General features: G+C 39.3%; 13 protein-coding genes and 1 pseudogene. 3 read left to right on the top strand and 11 right to left on the bottom strand.

Translation table 11 applies throughout. The annotated features are described in order from the left end of the window. Nucleotides 1-13: 13 nt before the first annotated feature. The 4 genes from VZF35_RS01570 to VZF35_RS01585 all read right to left on the bottom strand — a co-directional run bounded on the left by VZF35_RS01570 (nucleotide 14) and on the right by VZF35_RS01585 (nucleotide 6,523). Entirely contained in the window at nucleotides 14-2,257 is a 2,244-nt protein-coding gene (locus VZF35_RS01570; protein WP_407310355.1) for a PAS domain S-box protein, read from the bottom strand. Between the two features lie 86 nt (nucleotides 2,258-2,343). Continuing rightward, a complete protein-coding gene (locus tag VZF35_RS01575; protein WP_407310357.1) occupies nucleotides 2,344-2,646 on the bottom strand; it encodes an STAS domain-containing protein in 303 nt (100 codons plus the stop codon). A gap of 13 nt (nucleotides 2,647-2,659) precedes the next feature. Beyond that, the gene (locus tag VZF35_RS01580) at nucleotides 2,660-4,354 is read right to left on the bottom strand and encodes a methyl-accepting chemotaxis protein (protein ID WP_407310359.1); all 1,695 of its coding nucleotides are present in this window, start codon (nucleotides 4,352-4,354) and stop codon (nucleotides 2,660-2,662) included. A gap of 261 nt (nucleotides 4,355-4,615) precedes the next feature. Then, the gene (locus VZF35_RS01585) at nucleotides 4,616-6,523 is read right to left on the bottom strand and encodes an EAL domain-containing protein (RefSeq protein WP_407310360.1); all 1,908 of its coding nucleotides are present in this window, start codon (nucleotides 6,521-6,523) and stop codon (nucleotides 4,616-4,618) included. Nucleotides 6,524-6,784: 261 nt separating this feature from the next. Here VZF35_RS01585 and VZF35_RS01590 point away from each other — a divergent pair. Further along, nucleotides 6,785-7,009, top strand: a pseudogene (locus VZF35_RS01590) (isochorismatase family protein); the annotation flags it as partial. A gap of 251 nt (nucleotides 7,010-7,260) precedes the next feature. On the opposite strand, the gene VZF35_RS01595 reads toward VZF35_RS01590, so the two are convergent. The 4 genes from VZF35_RS01595 to VZF35_RS01610 form a co-directional block, all read right to left on the bottom strand. Further along, nucleotides 7,261-7,707, bottom strand: a complete 447-nt coding sequence (locus tag VZF35_RS01595; protein ID WP_407310361.1) for a DUF6773 family protein — start codon at nucleotides 7,705-7,707, stop codon at nucleotides 7,261-7,263. Between the two features lie 2 nt (nucleotides 7,708-7,709). Continuing rightward, a complete protein-coding gene (locus VZF35_RS01600; protein ID WP_407310362.1) occupies nucleotides 7,710-7,904 on the bottom strand; it encodes a helix-turn-helix transcriptional regulator in 195 nt (64 codons plus the stop codon). Between the two features lie 367 nt (nucleotides 7,905-8,271). Then, the gene (locus VZF35_RS01605) at nucleotides 8,272-9,483 is read right to left on the bottom strand and encodes a hypothetical protein (protein ID WP_407310363.1); all 1,212 of its coding nucleotides are present in this window, start codon (nucleotides 9,481-9,483) and stop codon (nucleotides 8,272-8,274) included. 63 nt (nucleotides 9,484-9,546) lie between these two features. Then, on the bottom strand, nucleotides 9,547-9,732 hold the full coding sequence (locus tag VZF35_RS01610; protein ID WP_407310364.1) for a hypothetical protein: 186 nt from the start codon (nucleotides 9,730-9,732) through the stop codon (nucleotides 9,547-9,549). 375 nt (nucleotides 9,733-10,107) lie between these two features. On the opposite strand from VZF35_RS01610, the gene VZF35_RS01615 reads away from it, so the two are divergent. Continuing rightward, on the top strand, nucleotides 10,108-10,377 hold the full coding sequence (locus tag VZF35_RS01615; RefSeq protein WP_407310365.1) for a type II toxin-antitoxin system prevent-host-death family antitoxin: 270 nt from the start codon (nucleotides 10,108-10,110) through the stop codon (nucleotides 10,375-10,377). Next, nucleotides 10,367-10,672 carry a type II toxin-antitoxin system RelE/ParE family toxin gene (locus VZF35_RS01620; protein ID WP_407310366.1) on the top strand — a complete coding sequence of 102 codons (306 nt, stop codon included), beginning with the start codon at nucleotides 10,367-10,369 and terminating at the stop codon, nucleotides 10,670-10,672. Before VZF35_RS01615 ends, VZF35_RS01620 begins: the two co-directional genes overlap by 11 nt. A 767-nt stretch (nucleotides 10,673-11,439) precedes the next feature. Here VZF35_RS01620 and VZF35_RS01625 read toward each other — a convergent pair. The 3 genes from VZF35_RS01625 to VZF35_RS01635 form a co-directional block, all read right to left on the bottom strand. Continuing rightward, entirely contained in the window at nucleotides 11,440-12,231 is a 792-nt protein-coding gene (locus VZF35_RS01625; RefSeq protein ID WP_407310367.1) for a lipid II flippase Amj family protein, read from the bottom strand. Nucleotides 12,232-13,042: 811 nt separating this feature from the next. Next, nucleotides 13,043-16,495 carry a pyruvate carboxylase gene (locus VZF35_RS01630; protein ID WP_407310368.1) on the bottom strand — a complete coding sequence of 1,151 codons (3,453 nt, stop codon included), beginning with the start codon at nucleotides 16,493-16,495 and terminating at the stop codon, nucleotides 13,043-13,045. A 680-nt stretch (nucleotides 16,496-17,175) separates the two neighbouring features. Continuing rightward, nucleotides 17,176-20,232 (bottom strand): efflux RND transporter permease subunit, encoded by a 3,057-nt coding sequence (locus VZF35_RS01635; RefSeq protein WP_407310369.1) that lies wholly within the window; start codon nucleotides 20,230-20,232, stop codon nucleotides 17,176-17,178. Between the last annotated feature and the right edge of the window lie 2 nt (nucleotides 20,233-20,234).

The following is a 20,234-nucleotide window of genomic DNA, read 5'->3' on the forward strand; positions in this document are numbered from 1 at the left end:
CACAGCAGCGCATCTACCTAAATCCGATTTTCTTCATCAATAAAACTTCATTGCCTTTCGCATTATAGATCACTTTGTCACAAAATGCTCTCATTAAGAAGATACCACGCCCACCTTCCTCAACGAACAGTTCATCAAGCTCTTGATCAAATAGATCATTATCCATTAAACTTTTAACGTCTTTAATATTAAAACCCGAGCAGTCATCCTTAACCCTAACGATTAATTTGCTGCCAACTCGCCTAGTTTTAACATAAACTTGCCCACAGGCAAAAAAACCGTTATTTATCGCTTCATTAATCGCAACTTCCAATTCGGAGGCGTGAATTGAGGCGTTTCGTTCGAGAAATTCACTAATAACTACCTGAGCATGTTCCAGATCTCCATCAGTTTTTATATCCAGCACGTTTATCTCTTTGTTATCTTTTTCTCGAGGGATCTCGATACAAACAGCGGAAAAATCATCATTCCTTTCAGGGCAATCTGCCAATTTGGTAAGCCAGTTTAAGTATCCCTTAAAACCTCTTTGTTTGCTTACCCCATGTAATTCTATCAAATCGGAAACCCCATCACTCATCATGCAATAGATCTCGCCAGGTTTGATGGGCATTGTCACCACTTCAATATCAGGGTCATCTATTATGCCGAGGTAACAACCCGACAAGGGGACTAGTGAACAGTCATTGGACTTAATCGCTAAAAATAAGGTTATTCCTGCCGAAATAAGTTTGAGCACCGCGGCTTGCAAGTCAAATTCAAAGTATAGCAAAGCCACAAAAGAACCTTCATATAAATACGGCATTATTCTCCGATTTATAATCTTCAGGTCATTTTCTGTGATCTTCTCACCAGTGAGGAGAACATTATCCAACATCATTTTAAAAGTAGCGGTTTGCATAGCTGTGGCAAGACCATGGCCACATACATCAATAATATAGCCGCACAATTTATTTTGCTCTTCAAACCACCTATAGTTAAAAAAATCTCCACTAACTGTGCTATAGGACTTAAAGATCGTATTAACACGCACCTTTTCTCCGAGGAAAGGGTGAGGCAGGGACTCCTGTTGCACCCGAGCCGCCATTAATAGCTCCATCTGAGTTTGTCGTTCTCGCTCGTAGAGTTTCTCTTCGATATTAATCATCTCTGTAATGTCTTCAAGGCACTCCATTTTTTCAGTGACTTCACCAAATTCGTTTTTCAAGACGGCTATGCTTTTTAGAACATGCCTAATTTGACCATCTTTCGTTATAATTTTACACTTATTATTGATTAAGGGGGAGTCGCTGGCGTTACAGCACAAATAACAGCCTTCAATACCTACTCCATGCAATACTCTAGAGCATTCTTTACCCATAGCTTCTGATTCTGTATAGCCGGTTAACTGCTCGGCGATCTTATTCCATCGAATTATTCTTCTATCTTTATCTACGGAAAGGACAGCGCTAGGAACAGTTCTAAAAAGCAGCTCAGCATATTCTGCCTGTTCTCTTAATTGTTTCTCCAGTATTTTCCTACTAGTAATATCTCTAGCGACTCCCAGCGTTCCGGCAAGTGCACCATCAAATTCAAAAAAAGGCGCAACAAATGTTTCAAGCCACTTACCGCTTATTTCATGATGATGTGGAGGTAGACTAAGCAAACTTTTTCTGGATTTTATTAGTTCTTCCTCACTCTTTTTATGTTCCAAAGCGATTTTAAAGGGGAAGAAATCAAAATCAGTCTTACCAACAATGACCGTATTCTTTATATTATAGAACTTCTCAAAATTCTTATTAATAATAACATATTTTCCGTTCTTATCTTTTATCCAAGCTAAAAATGGTATACTGTCAAGCATTGATTGATAGTCTTTAAACTTTTGATCTTCTATCTTAAGTTTAATATCCTTACCAATGCCATATAGGACATCTTTTCCTTCCCATTTCCCTTTAAATATACGGGTTTCCATATAAATTTGTTTTTTAGATTTCGTACATAGCTCTATCGAACCTTCGGATATCCTCCCTTCTAACGTACCTTTTAAGAGTTCGAGCAATTCCGTTCGTTTCGCCAAAGGGCAGAGGAGTTCAATATTCATAGTTATAAGTTCTTCTAAAGTATATTCAAGTTTCTCTAAAGCAGCTTTATTTAACCGAATAATTTTACCTGTATGATCGAGGATAAAAAGATAATCGTCTATTTGGTCAAAGAGCAGCTTCAAGCTGTCCTGATAGTAATGATCAGAAATATCATGATCAAGTTCTTTAAAAGTCATAGCAATTACCTCCTTATCCTCTTTCGTATTCTTTACTGTCTCTTAGCCTATCCCTCTCGCTGTCATGGAGTTACGCAAGATCATTATTATTCAATGGTGAAGACCTTATCAAGTCGGGTCCGTTTAAGTAATTCCTCCGGAAGCCCTTTGGCACCTGTTAGTACAAGTCTGCCATTTTTCTCCTTGGTTGTTTTATTGATTTTCACTAGGGTTCCTAAACCGGAACTATCTATATAAGTAAGTCCGGAGAGATCAATCTTTATATCCGTAACCCCATGGTCGATAACTTCTAATAGTTCTTCCCTAAGTACAGAAGCATCGTGAACGTATATCTTATCGGTTAAAAAAATCATCGCCTGGTTTCCCTTGACATTAATCGAATGTTTCATGAATCTTCCTCCTTTACTCCTCAACTATAAATTTATTAATGAGACTGTTCAAGTTTTGGGCCATAGCACTTGTCTGTTCGGAGCTCGCCGCCACTGTTTCGATCGTTGCAGTTGTTTCCTCGATTGCAGATGAAACCTCTTGCGCATCCCGGCTCGTACTCTCTATAACTTCAGCTACAACTTCAATGAGCTCCACGATTTTATCGGAAGAAGCGACCTCATCGTTCGTTACTTCTGCTATTCCATCAATATCACTGACCGTTTCCCTAACAGCAGAAAGGATGTTTTCTAACGATTCCCCTGCCTTGTTAACTTCTTCCACCCCTACTTCAACCTCAGTCAAACTATCCTTCATAGCGATAACCGCACTATCGGTACTCGCGGTGATTTTAGAAATAAGCTGTGAAATGTTCATGGCCTCGGCATTGGACTGTTCTGCCAGTTTTTTGACTTCCTCTGCAACAACTGCAAATCCTCTGCCTGATTCACCCGCCCGTGCAGCTTCAATCGCTGCATTTAAGGCCAACAAATTCGTTTGGTCTGCAATGCCGGTTATGGTTGCGTTAATCATGCCAATTTTTTGAGAGTATTCATTTAGGAGCGTGATTACTTTTTCTGCTTCCTTTGTCTTGTCATGAATCGTATTCATACTCTGCATGACTACATTTACGGTGGCCTTTCCTTCAGTTGCTGCTTTAATAGACGTTAATGACTTCCTGCTGGCCGATAAAGCCTTGTCCTTGGCTATCTGAATAAGTGCTGAAAGTTCAATTAGAACCTGTGAAGTTTCCGTACTTGAGTTGGAGGCGCTTATCATCGACTGTGCCACAGCCTGGTTCCTTTGGGAAACAGTTATTGTCGTTGCTGAGACTTCTGCAGAAGAAGCTGCCATTTCTTGCGAGGCTGCAGCCAAATCGATCGAACTACTTTTGACCAACTTAACAATTTCCAATTGCGAGGCAATCATCTTATTAAATGATTCACAAAGCTGCCCAATTTCATCGCTTGTTTTAACCGCCGCTTTTATCAGCAGATTTCCTTCACAGGCTTTAGCCATCAAACCTTGTAACACCTTTATAGGAGCTGTAATTCTGCGGGCAGCAAACACTCCAATGAGAATTCCTAAGATCGCTACCAAAACAGACACTGAACTAGCAACCTTTTTGGCGAGTTTAGCAGCAATATAGGTACTGTCCATTGCTTGGGTCACTGTATTGAAGCGATATTTTTTGGCTTCGTCAATCTTCGCGAGCAGTTGACTGTTTTGCGGCGCCAATTCATTCATCGCAATTTGTATAGCACCATCCTTGTTGCCCGCTTTTAATAAAGGTATAAATTTTTGATCAACGATTTCAGCATATTTCTGGTCCAGAGCTTTAGTATCGGCGGATAATTTGCGTGATGTTTCCGTCGTTGCTTCATTGATGAGTTCATCTTCAAGTTTCTGATTCAATTGAACTAATCGGTAATATTCATTGAGGTATTGTTCCTTTCCATAGAGCATATAAGCTCTAAGATTAGAAGATTCTGCTGCGGCATTAAAGGCGATATCATTATTTTTCTGCATTCGCGGAATCTTACCTGTAAGATCATTGACCGACGCCTCTGCTTTAGTGCATTCATAAATAGTATACACCGATCCTACGGTTGCCACGAAAATTACCAACAAAAAATAAACGATCATTTTCTTCGCTAAAGTCATTCTCATGCGTTTCCTGATCCTACGTTAGGTAGGAACCAGTTTTCCCTCCTTTAATCGAAATGGACCATTTTGCATGACTCTCGCCATGATTCTCGATCCTGTTTGATTTTTTATTAGCTTATCATTAGTCAATTAGAGTGTCTATGAAAAATCAATATGTTCATGATCAATAATACAAATAATTTGCCCGATATTTAACTAATAATCTTAAAATCATACCGATTCTTATGAGTCTGAAAAGTTTCCTGGATTTCTTTAGCGAAGATTTTATTTTTTAACAGCTTTTTTTATAATATCGTCCATTAATTCTTCAGCACTCGGTTTCCCAAAGTAATACCCTTGTACATAATCACATTTGGCATTCGTCAGGAAATTTAGTTGTTCTAACGTCTCAACACCTTCGGCAATCGTTTTAATATTAAGCTTATTGACTAAGGCGATAATTGATTCTGTTAAGTCATTATGGGGATTGGAAAAATCAATTTCCTGGATGAAGGATTTGTCAATTTTCAAAAGATCGATAGGAAGCTTTTTAAGATAACTTAAAGAAGAATAACCCGTTCCGAAATCATCCAGAGCAATTCTCACCCCGAAATCTCTTAAATTTTTTAGTTCTTTAGCGACGCTGTCGTAATTATTAATAAAACTGCTTTCAGTGATTTCCAATTCAAGGCTTCGAGGTTTTAAACCGGAAGATTTAATAGCTTTTATAACAAATTCGCCAAATCCTTTTTGCCTGAATTGAAGAGGAGAGATATTTAGCGACATAATAAAGTCACACCCATGCTTGTCATTATATTTTTTGCATGCAAGTATCGCCGTGTTTAATACCCACTTGCCGATTTGAATGATAAGTCCCGTCTCTTCAGCAATCGGTATAAACTCCATAGGATTCAACAAGCCCATTTCCGGACTGTTCCATCGTATTAAGGCTTCAAAACCACGAAGCTTCCCTGTTATCGTGTATTGCGGTTGATAGTATAAAATAAATTCATTGTTATTTATCGCCTTCCTTAGCAGCCTCTCGATATTTGATGTTTTCAAGAATTCATGTTTCATTTTGAAATTGAAAAATTCCAAGCGATTTTTACCAAACTTTTTAGCAACAAGCATTGCCGTCGCTGCATTATTTAAGAGTTCTTCATTAGTGTCTCCGTCATCTGGATAAATCGAGACTCCAATACTTGCTGTGAGACTGATGCTCTCATCTTTAACCCTAAAAGGTTCATCGAATATTTTGCCTATTCTTTTCAGAAGGTTAACAATATCATCTTCGTGTTCTACATTCTCCAGTAGTAAGCCATATTCATCTCCATTTAAGCGAGAAACGGTATCTTTTCCTTTAATGCATTTCAGTAATCTTGCTGCAGTTTCAACGAGCAGAATATCCCCCATGGCATATCCTAACGTGTTATTTATAGTTTTAAAATTATCTATGTTAAGAATGATGATGATTACATGATTGGATTTCTTTTTTGATAACTCGATGGCATTATCCAATCGTTCTAAGAATAGAACTCTGCTGGGCAGATCTGTAATACCGTCATAATATGTCATATGTTTTATTTTATTCTCATTTTCTATAGTCGTTGTTATATCCCGGTTGGTGCCAATTACGCCAATGATCTTCTTTCTCAGATCAAATAACGGTGACAAAGTCACATCATAATAGCCGATAATCCTGCTTCCAAGGTTCCTTTCATAGCGATATGTAAAAGAATTTGCGTTACCATCAGTGATAACTTTTGTGAATGCCTCATTCCATTTTTGAATATAGCCTAGGTCATCTTGAATATCATTGATCGTCTTGCCAATAATTGATTCTTTAGGTAAGTCTACGGCTTCACAAAACTTTTTATTGATTGTCGTAAAAGCTCCTTTCAAATCACAGCAGAAAATTACATCATGGGAATTGTTAACCAGTGTTTTATAACGCTCTTCGCTCAGTGCTATCAACTCATTATTCATAGTTATGACATTAAACTGTCGCTTCAGCTCATCTTCCGACTGTCTTAGTTCTTTATACAAGGTAGTTAGGATCAATTCTTCCATCTGCTGTCTCAGTTCTTCTTCCGCAGCTGTTACTTGCTCATCAAATTTCTCAAGTGATTCTGCTTGCTTTAGTTCACTTATGTCATTAACGTTGCCCTCTTCATCTCCAGTAATCTTATCCACGTATATACCCCCCACTGGCAACTAAGTATGACATCATTCTATCCAGAAACATAAAAACACTCTCTTCGTACTTATACGAATATTAAGAATAAATCATGATACTTATCCTATTCTCCAATTCCCATTAATTACCTCTTTGCTGGCGATATTATTTTTAAAGATCTTGATAACTACTGCCGATTGTAAAATTAACTCTAGAATACGCCTTGGCTCTTGAACAGGCACAATGACTCTTGATAAAAAAAGATATCCTGTTAAAGAAGGGATATGTTAAAACCAACTACAGATTTAAAAAATGTTCATGTTGTTACCAAACGGCAATGGGGAGCATTCTATGGTACTGACCTTGACTTACAGCTGCGTCGCCGTGGAATCGATGCCATGACAGCTGCAGCAAAAGAAGAGCATGATTATGTTTGTAACTACATCTTCCCTAAGATAGGCAAGATCCGTAGGAGTGAAGAGATAATTTTGTCCTTAAAATAGAATATATCGACGAACGTCAGAATTATAAGCCTAACCACTCGTCAATGGCGGTGGTTTGCTTCAAAGCTAGATGACTCAAGCATGTAAAAGCCAGCGCCTTTCGGTGCTGGTCTTTACATTGCTTGGGCCACTTTGTAACCGTTTAAACTTGGATACCCCGTCCTGACAATATTTTAAGCCAACCTTAATTTCTCCACCAATCCTATCAAATTCTCCCTGCTCTTATCTCAGATAATATCACCAAGACTTGTCTATTTATCATCATCAAATTCTTTTTCGTACTTGTGGCCTCTGTACTGATTAAACTTATTAGTGATCAAAAAGATTACTACGAATAATACCAAAAATACACATAGGAAAGGTACTGAGCTTTGCCAAACATACACTGTTGACTCCTTCGTCAAGTTAAACATAGATACTGCCGATGCACCCAGAAAGATTGCAATTGCTATAAATAGTTTTTTCACAGATTGCCTATTTCCTCGTTCATTGTAACCACTTATCTTCAGCATATGCATTCTGGTCAATTGGTACAGGGGGGCTAATATCAAAATTAAATATTCCGTAAGGCATTCTTTTAAATTCATCTTAAATACTAAGGTTTTTATGGAAAATGAGATAGCTATTCCAAATAAAATAATAATTGCCATTTCGCCTTGTATTTTATTTTTGGCCTGTTCAATTCTTTCATCCCTCATAATTATTCCTCCCAAAAAATATCGTCTAATGTTTTACCCAATGTCTTACATATAGCTATACACAACTGCAACGAAGGATTAAATTTACCGGCTTCAATCATTCCAATAGTTTGCCTTGTTACGCCCACGGCTTGTGCTAATTGCTCTTGTGACATATCCAAGATAGCTCTCGCCGATTTCAATTTAAGATTCTTCAAACGCCTTCCCTCCCACATTGCATATTATACACTATATTATTCTTTATGTAAACTATATATTACATAGCGTGGTGTTTTGTAGCTTTTAAGATTTTAGATTTGTATCCTTTTGACCACATAAAAAAAGCTTGTGCCAAAAAGCGGCATGGGATCTAGTATTTAATAAAGGCTAATGAGGATAACCCCCAATAGCCTTTATACTCAGTTTCTTCTAGATTTTAAATTTCATTTTTAACATTTAACTCTTGCTATTATTCTTAAATGACCGTCTGCTTATTTCGTAGAATATTTTTTAAGATTATTGTATCATCTTTTACTTTTTTCCCTTTGTACGTGGGCAGGGGTGTGATGAGCTTAGTCTATTACGTTAATTAATTGTTTGAGGATAGTCTTCAAGAGGTAATTTTATTTGCTTACCGTTCAAATCGAAAAAGTTGCTGTCTTGCTCATAATACTTTACTACTGCACCAAGAAAATCATTTATTCCATCTGTAGTAACCTGTCCTTCATAAATAATTACTCGTTTAAACTTGCTCAAGTCCATAGGGGGCCTATCTTTAATTATAAATTCCACTATCTGCCCTCTCTTAAAGGGAAAATCCGGATCTTCAATGGGGTCTGTACCGTTATGATAACTTACTTCAACTCTTAAACTTAATGTTATACTCCCGTCTGGAGATTGCTGTAAAGAAACTACTTCTCCTTGTACATACCTAAGTCTTGATACAATTTGCCATGCTTCACTTGTACTTATTTCAGGCTGAGTACTTTGATTCGTAGTGGATTGGGTTATCAATTTGTCCGTCTCATTATTAGAGGAAGTTTCATTAGTAGTGGAAAGTTGTCCAACGCTCAAATTCGTCATGCTCCGAAGGATTTTGACAGCAACACTTGGGTCATCCCGCCAGTCTAACTGATACCAAACAGTATCATTCACCTTCCAGAAGATTTCCATGGTAGGGTGGTTTGCGCCAATATCAAGAAAATATAAATTCCCCGGGGAACCCGAAAGACCCAGGCCGTTCTCCCCAATAGTTTTGATGATCTCGGAGGCATAATTCCTAGCCCTATCTTCTTTATTGTTCGGTCGAGCTGCAACAAAGTAACTCCATCGGCCAATCTCCCATGAGATTGCCCTAAAAGCATTAAGGTCCATAATATATTCCTTACCATCAATTCCATTAGCAAGGTTGATCGTTTTTACTTCTTTGTTTTCACTGATAAACTGCTCTACTATCGGTGGTCCTAGAGGATTCTCAATGTTACCGGAAAGAGTTCCAGCATATAAACCAGTACCGGTTCTTTCATCTGGAGTCCACTGGTCGATTTCTATCGTAAACTTATTCTTGCTTGTTTCCAGACTTAGATGCCACTTATTTTCCTGATTTGTGGGAGGAAAATAGGTGGGCAAACAAATAGGGAAATTGCTGGTCTTTAATAACTTTACAGCAAAAGGTCGAAATGGTGTGGCTATTTTTGTTATTGTTCCTTCCTCGGCCATAAATGCCTTTGTATGCATAGACGGAATTAGGAGGACTATAAAAATGAGAGCAATGGCAAATGAAGTCTTTGTTTTCATATGATTTTTCTCCCTTGGCGTTGAGACTCCTTTCGATAATTCAAGGCCTGAATGAATAACTTGTCACTGTTGATTATCAACCGAAACACCGTCTCCATGCGTAAAATCATTTTGGTTATTTGGTACACATTGGTCGTATAGCAAAATATTATCTTTGATTCCCAATCCAAATTGATAGCCACCGCCAACATGGAAATCTGTAATAAAACTATTCTTTTTATCAGTTAAATTAACCGCATATAGCTTCATAATAACTCTGCTCTCTTTTTAGCTACATAGATTTGATTCATTCTTGGTCTGTCTTGATCTGTACATTATTCGATAAATTTTCGCAACTGATAAAATCGCTATAATGAGAAGATAAGAGATTCCTGACCGTGGGCCAAATAAATAGCAATACTGCTTCTCCATAGATTTCGTTTACAAACTCCTCTCTTGTCTTTCAAAGCCTCAATCTTGACCGAGATGTCCTATAACGTCCCGAGGGTTTGCGGCGTCGGGTTACTTCATTCATATTCTCTCCGATGTTACAAACCCTCTGTTTTCTGACGTTTGTCGTTTGCATCTCTCTATCATAATTATGATATAATATTAGCATACAACACGATAGGACGGTGTAGGACTATGCCAATTATTAAACCAATATCTGATCTGAGAAATAACTTTAACCAGATATCTGAAATCTGCCATAAAGATGGCGAACCCGTCTTTATCACTAAAAATGGCCAAGGTGACCTAGTTGTTATGAGTATGGCCCTTTATGAAAAACAACAAGCCTTGTTGGATCTTTATCAGAAATTAGGTGAGGCTGAAGCCCAAAGTGCTGCTCAAATGCCACGTACCTCTCATAAAGAGCTTATGAATAAGTTAAGGACTCGGATCAATGAGCAATAAATTTCGAATTGAATACCTTCCTATTGCCGAAAAAGACCTAACTGAAATCCTAGAGTATATTCAAATTGATAATCCAACCGTAGCACTAAGGCTATTAGATGACATTGATAAGACCATTTCCAAATTGGTCTATTTCCCCTATATGGGCCATGTTCCTAAGGACCAAAGACTTATTCAGCTTAACTATCGAATGCTGGTAGTTGAAAACTATCTTGTATTTTACGTTATTCTTGATGATATAGTTGAGATCCGGCGGATTTTACACGGCAAAAGAAAATATGACTTCCTTGATTAACTCCGAAAAACAGATGTCAGATAACGTTTCGCGTATTCCCAAAACCTGGTTACTACCTTCATATTCTCTCAGGTTTCGAGAATACGCTGTTATCTGATGGGGCTCCTCTATTAAGACAGACCCAGAAACTCTTTACCTACCAGACTCCGTAAAATCTTCAACTGTCACTCAATCGAAAGAGTTGCATGTTCGTTATTGAATTACTTAAAGAAGGACTATGTTAGTAATCTGTAAATAACTATTATTACGCCAATTAAATAAATTGTTGTAAAGATAGTCTTATTATTCTTAGCCACCCAACTAGGAAGAAAGATATCAAATCCAACATCAGTCTGTTCGGTATATTTCTCTCCCAGATTGGTAAGAGGACATCGCCAACCGTTGACAAGTAGGATAATTCCTTCAACCACGATTAAAACAATTGCGACCCAAGTCAATATATCTATCCTGTTAAATATTCCCGAATATAGGATGTACAATATAATTAGAACGAAAAACACCCAAATGATAGTATGCAGAACTTTGATCGTTAAGAGTTTGCGTTTTGGATTTCTGGATTCCCTCAATAAAAAACACTCCTGAACATATTATTTTCAATAGGCTACAAATCTCACCCCAGATCGTGAGACCCAAGAACTTATCCCGATAGCGCCCTTTCAGATAACGTCCCGAGGGTTCCCGAAGTCTGGTTACTACTTTCATATTATCTCAGATTTTGGGAATGCGCTGTTATATGAAGTCCCCTGCTTCAACGCCCTTCTAAAAGATCATATTACTTTAGCTATAAATACTATTAAATATGAGAAAGGCAAAAGTAACAACAAAGATGCAAATGTGCCCATTGTTTTACTCCCAACCAAGCCTATTACACAAACCCTAAATTCTTCCTCAGTGCGCTTCCCATCTATTACATCATCCGTCATTATTGATAATTGAGGATCTATAAAAATTGTCATTAATATTGTTGCAATTCCATTCACGATTGAAGAAAGTGTAATGCATGTTGCCCTTAAGCCTGGTTCTAAAATTCCGGCATATATTGGAGCTAGTGAACCCACAGTGATTAAAGCAACAGTAATAAGATTATAAACAAATATTCTCTTCGGATACTTTTTTTGAGTTAACTGTTTAACGTTTTCTTTTGATGGTACCGAAACACATTCTTTCATGTATCGAATTCCAGACTTTGAAAAGCTATGTAAAATCAGTTTAGATAAAGACCTGTCTATGGTAAATGACCTAACTCCACGATATAGAATTCTTTGAAATGTCGGAATTAAAAGAGCTCCAAAAGCTGTTGCTACACCAGAAATTACAATTATTACATTGAAAATTGTTAACAGATCACCTGCTCCCGGGTTTCCTTCAACATATTTGGTTAGTATTGGAACTTGAAAGGTAACTGCAACCCTTGAAACCAACATCAAAATGTTGAAAAGCGCGAAAGACACAGCAATTTTGCCAGTCCTAACGCCTACTAGTCTTACTGAGTATGCTAATGTTCCTATTAACGATATTATAAAGTTCAGCATAATAACCACGATAATTTGGATATTCATATACGACTCCTTCAACCTATAATTCTACTCCGATAAGGGGATTTCATATAACGTCTAGTTACCGACATCTGTCTCAGCTCCCTTCAAAGCAGTCGGTATTTGCGACAGATGTCGGATATATCTCCTTTATTCTTCGGCGCTTTCCTCGTTGGTACTAATCCAACCTAAGGGGCTTCTAATGCGCCGGATGTCGTTTTCAGCCACATGTGTATAAATTTCTGTAGTCTTCGAACTTTTATGTCCTAATAATTCTTGAATATTAAGCCCGCCGAGTAGGTCAAAATCAGTATAGCACGGTGCTTTATATTCTTTACAGAGTTTAGTATTTGAAGTACCTCCTGCTGACTAAGAACATCGGGCAACTTATTTTCTTTTTTTGACCGTGGTAATCGATCTATCGACCCATTAATACGTCACTTGTTCTATTGAAAAGGGACTAACGAAGCTAATTCCAAGTTCTTCTATATTATTCACATTTTGCACAAAGACAGCCATTAGCTCCCCCCTTTTCATAGTAGCTATAAGATCTTATGTTACTAAATTCTACACGGTTTTTGTAATACCTTCTTCAGTCGTCAACATATAGAATATTTTACTGAATATGGATGATTCCTCACTTTAAATGAAAACTGATGTAACGGATGCCAAATTTGCTTTCCTTGGTGATAAACTTCACGGCCAAACCTGGTCGACGACGGTTAGAACCACAAGAGAACCTTTGGCTCATCCTTGATTGGCCTAAGGTTCTCTTCACAATTTGCTATACCCGAATTATTAGACTTCTTCCTTAGAGAGTGGTTTTCCCTACCATTTATTCGACAACGATAAGAAGCTCTCCAGCCTTGACTTCCTGTCCTTCCTTGATATTCACCGAACTGACAATCCCTGCAGTGGAACTCATTATCCTTGTTTCCATTTTCATGGCTTCGACAACCACCAGCGGCTGGTTCTCTGTTACCTTATCTCCTTCTTTAACCAGCAACGTCACAACAGTCCCTGGGATTGGGGACCCGATTTCATTCTTATTGTCAGGGTCTGCCATCTCTGTCAAGCTATATTCCCCAGACTGGCTAAGAAGGTTGATGTTGCTCCAGTTCTTGTCCTTGATTTTGATTTCTCTTCTATTCCTGTTGACTTCAAACACTAGAGTTCTGTATCCTTCCAGATCCGGCTTCTCAATGGAACGAAGTTTGATCATTAGACTCCTGCCCTCAGCGACCTCAGCCTCAATGATTTCTCCTTCGTAAAGACCATGAAAGAACACATCACTTTCAAGCCTGCTCAGGTCTCCGTATTCGGAAACAATTTTCAAGAATCCTTCAAACACCTCAGGATACAGGGCATAGCTCAGGATATCCTTCCTAGTTGGTTCAAAGTCAAATTTATCCTTCAGGTGCTTAGCGATACTTTCGAAATCCTCATCTGGGAGCAGTTCTCCTGGACGTACACTGATCGGTTTTTCACCCTTCAATACCAGCTTCTGAAGTTTCTCTGGGAATCCTCCCATCGGCTGGCCCATCATACCCTTGAAATACGAAACTACGGAATCAGGAAAGGCCATCTTTTCCGCTTTCTCGTAAATATTCTCCGGGGTGAGATAATTCTGAACCATGAAGATGGCGAAATCCCCTACAACTTTCGAAGACGGGGTGACTTTCACGATATCTCCCAACATCTCGTTAACTGTCTTGTACATCTCCTTGACCTCGTTGAACTTATGCCCGAGACCGAAACTTTCCACCTGAGGCTTTAGGTTGGAGTACTGCCCTCCGGGAATCTCATATCTGTAGATTTCTGCAGATCCCGATTTCAAGCCTGACTCGTACTTGCTATAGACTGGCCGAACCGCTTCCCAGTAGTCAGAGACCTTTTGGATTCCTTCCACGTCGATGCGCGGATCCCTTTCCATATTTTTAAGCGCTGCAGCGATAGAATTCATAGCCGGTTGGCTCGTAAGGCCTGACATGCTGTTAAAGGCAGTATCCACAATATCCAACCCCGCTTCAACAGCCATAAGAACCGTTGCCACCCCATTGCCTGTGGTGTCATGGGTATGAAGATGGATAGGAATCCCAATCTCATTTTTTAATGCGCTGACCAGCATGTAGGCCGCATGGGGCTTCAGGAGAGCCGACATATCTTTTATGCCCAGGATATGGGCTCCTGTTTTTTCTATCTCTTTTGCGAGCTTGATATAATATTCTAAGTTATATTTTTCCTTCCCACTATCGAGGATGTCTCCAGTATAGCAGATGCAGGCTTCAGCAACCTTCCCGCTCTTTAAGACTTCGTCAATTGAAACTTCCATACCCCTCAGCTCATTTAGGGAGTCGAAGATTCTGAAGACATCGATGCCTGAGACAGCCGACTCTTTTATGAATTCCCGGATGACATTGTCAGGATAGTTCTTATAGCCTACCCCATTCGCTCCTCTTATGAGCATCTGGAACAGGATGTTGGGGACCCTTTTCCGCAGTTGCTCCAGCCTTGCCCACGGAGACTCTTTAAGGAATCTGTAAGCCACGTCAAAGGTGGCGCCCCCCCACATTTCCAGAGAAAACAGATCCTTGCCGTAGATCGAAGTCGCCTTAGCGATCTTGATCATGTCCTTTGTCCTGATCCTTGTCGCCATCAGAGACTGATGGGCATCCCGCATAGTCGTGTCTGTAAGTAACACTCTCTTCTGATCTTTTATCCAGGTGACAAGCCCCTTTGCACCTTGAGCATCAAGGATCTGCTTGGTCCCGCTCAGATTGCTCGGACTGTTACCGTCGATTTGAGGTACCTTAGGGACATCGTATTGCACCTTTATCCCCATCGTCTCGTTGACCACGACATTGCCGAGGAATTTCAGAACCCGGCTCTCATCATCCGTCTTCTGGGTGAGGGAGATCAAGTCAGGATTTTCCTCGATGAAACCGGTATGGCATTCTCCCTTTAAAAACTGCGGGTGATTGAGCACGTTGATCAGAAATCCGATATTGGTCTTAACTCCTGTAATCTGCGTCTCCGTTATAGACCGGATGGATTTTTTGACGGCATCCTGAAAACTCCTGGACCAAGAGATGTTCTTGACGAGGAGACTGTCATAATGAGGACTGATTTCAGCTCCAGTGAATCCGTTGCCGCCGTCCAGCCTGATCCCAAATCCCGAGCCGGTCCTGTAGGATTCGATCTTCCCTGTGTCAGGGGCGAAATTATTCGAGGGGTCCTCCGTCGTGATTCGGCATTGAATGGAATACCCGTTGAGTCTGATGTCCTCCTGGGAATTTATTCCGATCTCAGGAGAATTCAGAGCGCATCCTTGGGCAATCTGAATCTGGGCCTGTACGATATCTATCCCTGTAACCATCTCGGTAACCGTGTGCTCAACCTGAATCCGAGGATTCATTTCAATGAAATAATAATTCCCCTGGTTGTCTACCAGAAATTCCAGGGTTCCTGCGCTCCTGTATTTTACAGCCTTCGCAATCTTCAGAGCATCCTGATAGATATTATTTCTTATGTCTTGGGAGATGGAAAAGGCAGGCGTGAATTCCACGACCTTCTGATGCCTTCTCTGGATTGAACAATCCCTTTCAAACATATGAACGATATTGCCGTACCTATCCCCAAGAACCTGCACTTCGACATGTTTCGGTTTCTCAATAAATTTCTCCATAAAGATATGATCAATGCCAAAGGCTTTTTTCGCCTCGCTTTTGGCACTTAAAAAGGCGGACTCCAACTCCGTCTCGTCCCTGACGATCCTCATGCCCCTTCCGCCGCCTCCAGCGGCTGCCTTAAACATCAAGGGATAACCACATTTTGCCGCATGCCTTCTTGCTTCATCCACGGATCTAACATCCTTTTCATAACCCGGGATGATCGGAACTCCGACTTCCTTAGCGACAATCTTAGACTTGATCTTGTCTCCCAGCCTGTCCATCATCTCCGCCGTCGGCCCTATGAATTCAAGGCCTTCTTGTTCGCATCGCTTAGCAAATTCAGGGTTTTCCGACAAGAAGCCGTATCCTGGATGGATGGCATCCACGCCTTTCTTGATCGCCAGACTGATGATCTCCTCAATATTTAGATAAGCATCAACAGGATTCCTACCTTCGCCAATGAGATAAGCCTCATCGGCCTTACTTCTGAAGAGGGAATACTTGTCTTCATTGGAGAATATTGCGACAGTCCTTATTCCCAGCTCATTGCAAGCTCTGAAAACCCTAATTGCAATTTCGCCTCTATTGGCAACCATCACCCTTTTAAATTTAGCCATGATGTCTTCCTCCATCTCTATTATTACACTCCACCTTTGCCGTTATTAGCAGCAAAACCCAAGGGCTATCAAACCCCTGGGCTGTTTCATCATCAGATATCACATCAATTTAACTTAAAAACGTATCATCTGAACAAATTCATCTTCCTGCAAGCCGTTAAATCCATTAATCCCCAAAAGTTGATAAGCTTTTCTTTATTAGCACATTCAATAACGATGATTCTGCTGCCTAAGTACTTTACAGCCGGTAAAGCCAAAGGAAAGGCATATTTTCCGGCATTCCCTGCTTTCAGTATCTTCCTGCTATAGTTTCATCTTCATCGAGTTTTGAATTCTTGTGTAACGCCAACATTAGAATAGGTGCTAGACTTAACGGGAAACTCTAGTCCTTCTACGATGACATCCACGCCCGTTTTGCCTCTTATGACTACGTTTCAATCAAAAGATGGCGTAAGCATTTATGCTGCCTTCTTTTGTAACTATCAGACTGCATCCTAAGTATAGCATTTTTACGTATTCCACATCAACATATTACTCATCTCAGGAAACAAATGTTAGCCTCTTAATAGTCTGTTGACCTCGGAACTATAGGCCAATTTCCTGCAAATCAGACGATAGTTGCTCAGAATGAAGTCACTCGCCTAAAGTAAACGGACAGGATGCTTTTGAACAGATGTTGTTTAAACGCTTATCATAGGCCCCTTAGTTGTCCTTTGTTCTAATTTTGTATTAACTAAAGAATAAATTACCGGTATAACAATAAATGTGAGGAAAGTCGCTGTTAGAAGTCCAAACATTATTGTTACAGACATCGGGCCAAATAACGCACTTTTGGACAGAGCCAGAGGTATGAGCCCTGTGATCGTTGCCGTGGAACTTAGTATGATGGGTCTAAATCGTTGACTTACAGCATGCATACAGGCCTCATCAATTGTAAGTCCCTCTTCTCTGCCACTGTTTATATATTCAATAAGCAATATTGCATTTCTTATAACAACTCCAATGAGACTTATGATCCCCATTACAGCCGTTAAAGATAAGGGCATCTTAAATATCATAAGTCCTATAACTACACCCATTAAGGACAATGGAAGGGAACACATAATGATGAGTGGCTGAATAAACGATTTAAATTGAATAAATAAAAGAACATAAATGATCAGTATGGTAAGTACCCCGGCTAAAGCAAGGCTGCTAAAATTCTTTTGTATTTGATGCTTTTCTCCATCGTACAATACACTTACTCCAGCTAAATCCATGGTATTTATTTGTTCATTAAGTGCATTTTCTATATTGACTGAGTTGTATCCGGTTTTTACATCACTGTACACCGTTACAGTTTTTTCCTTTTGGTAATGTTTAACTTGATCCAATTCTGAACTGAGATCAATCGATGCTACCTGTGACAGAAGTACCTTGTTATTAGTAACACTTGATTTAATTTGCAGGTTTTCAAGATCCTTTACAGACGAAATATTGGTTTTAACTAAAATATCATATTCACTGCCATTTTTTCTATAGACAGAGCTGCTGTAGCCGCTTAGGGCAATATTTATCTGTTTAAGGATATCAGATTTCAGCAAGCCACGCTGTGATGCTTTCGTATCATCAATATTAATTTCATATTCATAAGATTTCTTGGCCGCATCATCCCTTACATTTAACGTACCTGGGATGTTCAGCAATTTTTGTTGGATTTGTTCTGAAGCGCTATAAAGTTTATCCAAATCATCTCCGGTCAGCCTTAAGCGAATAGGTGCTCCTATTGGCTGAGCTTGCTCTAACTGTTTAACCGTAGCTGTCCCTTGACTAAGTTTGCTGTCCAACAAGCTTTGGATGTGTTCAGCCAGTTCTTGTCTTGTTTTAAATTGTTTTGTTTTGTTAAGGTCTATTCTTACCATAATTTGAGCCGTATCTTTCGAGCCTGCAACCGAGGCTAATGTAATATAGAATTTAGGCATACCGCCTCCAATGGCTGAGGTATAGCCTGTCACCTCTTTTTGTGCTTTAAGGACATTTTCAACTTGTTTCACCATATCAGTCGTACTGTCAATATCCTCTACTTTCTCATTGGCAACATCAATATATAAGATATTCTTATCAGCATAAGGGAAAAACTGCATTCCTAGCGTTTTCATCAGACCCACCGCTGCCAAGAATATACCCAAGGCTGCTATAACGATTGTTAGCTTATGTTTAAGTCCGTAAGTTAAAAGATTACGGAACATTTTACGGACTATACTTTCTTTATCAGGATTTTTACTTTTTCTAAAAAACAATGAAGACATGGCAGGCGTTACAAATAACGCTGAAATATAGGAACAAGTTACACAAATCATAACAACCTGAGGCAAGGTTCTTAAGAATTCCCCAACAGCCCCCGGAATCGTTAACAGTGGAGCGAAGGCACCGACTATAATTAAGGTAGAAGTAAATACGGGAACAAAGAGTTTTTTAATACCCTGTAATGCTGCTTCATTTCCGGACATCCCTTTATCTATCCCGACCTGAATAACATCACCTATGACGATGGCATCATCCACAAGTATCCCAAGAGCGATGATAAGTGCAGTGGTTGACATCTGCTGAACCTTAATTCCCAGGACGTACATTACAAGAAAAGACATGGATATGGATATGGGAATAACTGCAGATACCACCATCGCATTTCTCAGACTCATCCCTATAAGTACAGTGATAATTACAAGGATTACACCTTCCTTAAGGTTTTTCATAAAGAAGGACACCGAATCACTCACGTCTTTAGGTTGAAACGTCACTTCATCGATTGTCAAGTCATTGGGGAGCTGTTTTTTTAGAGTATCTAATTTTTTTCTTACATCATCCCCAACAAGAACTATGTTCTTATTTTCTTGAAAATATCCAGCGAGTAGTACCGCATTAGCACCGTTATCCGTAAATTTAAGGTTCGAATCGTCATCATAATCCAGAGATACTTTTGCTATATCTTTAATTTTTACAGTTTCTCCAGTAGCAGTTGAAACTCCTATAATAGTATTTTGAATATCCTGCAGTGACGTATATGTACCGGGCGTTTTAACCTTGATCTTGCCGGTTTTTAAATTCAGGGACCCCGAAGGAATATCGATATTCTGAGCCTTTAGCACATTACACACATCTTCTAAGGAAACACCATATTTATTGATTTGACTCCAATCAACTTCTACTTTAACTTGCTTATCTTGCTTTCCCTTGACGTCAAATCTGGAAATACCGTCAACATTGGATAATTCTTTCTTTATATCGTCCGCATAATTACCTAGCTGCTCATAGGAATAGTTCTTACCGGATATGCTTAAGATCATCCCGGCGGTCTCTGTGAGGTTTGTATCTATCGTGCTATCTTGGCATCCATCCGGTAGATCTGATTTTAAATCTTTAATTTTATCTCTTAAATCTCTCCACGCTTTGTCTTTATCTGCATCATTGTTTAAATAAACAATAACGATTGAGGCACTATTTTTAGAGTATGATTCGACATAATCATAACCATCTATTTCTTCAACTTTGTCTTCAATTTTTTTCGTAACGAGTGTTTCTATGTCACTAGGCGACGCTCCAGGGTATATTGTCGTAATCATGGCCGCTGGAGAGGATACATCCGGGCTTTCTTGCTTGGGGACTATGTAGTAACTGTATATTCCTCCGATGATGGCTAGAACTACTAGAAAAAGTACAATTTTTTTATTTTCTATGGCTCCTTTAATCAATCCCATAA

Source organism: Desulfosporosinus paludis (genome assembly GCF_045689965.1).
In the GTDB taxonomy this organism is placed as follows: domain Bacteria; phylum Bacillota; class Desulfitobacteriia; order Desulfitobacteriales; family Desulfitobacteriaceae; genus Desulfosporosinus; species Desulfosporosinus paludis.

Coding starts and splice junctions, on each gene's coding strand:
- VZF35_RS01570 (WP_407310355.1), bottom strand. CDS start 2,257: ATGACTTTTAAAGAACTTGATCATGATATTTCTGATCATTACTATCAG.
- VZF35_RS01575 (WP_407310357.1), bottom strand. CDS start 2,646: ATGAAACATTCGATTAATGTCAAGGGAAACCAGGCGATGATTTTTTTA.
- VZF35_RS01580 (WP_407310359.1), bottom strand. CDS start 4,354: ATGAGAATGACTTTAGCGAAGAAAATGATCGTTTATTTTTTGTTGGTA.
- VZF35_RS01595 (WP_407310361.1), bottom strand. CDS start 7,707: ATGAGGGATGAAAGAATTGAACAGGCCAAAAATAAAATACAAGGCGAA.
- VZF35_RS01605 (WP_407310363.1), bottom strand. CDS start 9,483: ATGAAAACAAAGACTTCATTTGCCATTGCTCTCATTTTTATAGTCCTC.
- VZF35_RS01610 (WP_407310364.1), bottom strand. CDS start 9,732: ATGAAGCTATATGCGGTTAATTTAACTGATAAAAAGAATAGTTTTATT.
- VZF35_RS01615 (WP_407310365.1), top strand. CDS start 10,108: ATGCCAATTATTAAACCAATATCTGATCTGAGAAATAACTTTAACCAG.
- VZF35_RS01620 (WP_407310366.1), top strand. CDS start 10,367: ATGAGCAATAAATTTCGAATTGAATACCTTCCTATTGCCGAAAAAGAC.
- VZF35_RS01625 (WP_407310367.1), bottom strand. CDS start 12,231: ATGAATATCCAAATTATCGTGGTTATTATGCTGAACTTTATAATATCG.
- VZF35_RS01630 (WP_407310368.1), bottom strand. CDS start 16,495: ATGGCTAAATTTAAAAGGGTGATGGTTGCCAATAGAGGCGAAATTGCA.
- VZF35_RS01635 (WP_407310369.1), bottom strand. CDS start 20,232: ATGGGATTGATTAAAGGAGCCATAGAAAATAAAAAAATTGTACTTTTT.